General features: G+C 67.2%; 1 protein-coding gene. It reads left to right on the top strand.

Annotated elements, in window-relative coordinates:
- Positions 1-518: EF-Tu/IF-2/RF-3 family GTPase (locus ACLBYB_RS32740; RefSeq protein WP_447701370.1), on the top strand; the 518-nt coding region annotated here is incomplete at both ends.

Below are 518 nucleotides of genomic sequence, written 5' to 3'. Positions count from 1 at the left end.
AAGTACGACTTCCCGGGCGACGACATCCCGATCACCAAGGGCTCGGCGCTGATGGCGCTCGAGGACAAGGAGCCGAAGATCGGCAAGGAGGCGGTCCTGGCGCTGATGGCGACCGTGGACAGCTACATCCCGCAGCCGGAGCGTCCGATCGACATGCCGTTCCTGATGCCGATCGAGGACGTGTTCTCGATCTCGGGCCGCGGCACGGTGGTGACGGGTCGCGTCGAGCGCGGCATCGTGAAGGTGGGCGAGGAAGTCGAGATCGTCGGCATCCGGGCGACCACCAAGACGACGGTGACGGGCGTGGAGATGTTCCGCAAGCTGCTCGACCAGGGGCAGGCGGGCGACAACGTCGGCGTGCTGCTGCGCGGCACGAAGCGCGAGGACGTGGAGCGCGGCCAGGTCGTGTGCAAGCCGGGTTCGGTGAAGCCGCACTCGAAGTTCAAGGCCGAGGCGTACATCCTGACCAAGGAGGAGGGCGGCCGCCACACGCCGTTCTTCACCAACTACCGGCCGCA

It is taken from the genome of Methylobacterium sp. D54C (genome assembly GCF_053345595.1).
This window is presented reverse-complemented; position numbering and strand designations above follow the sequence as displayed.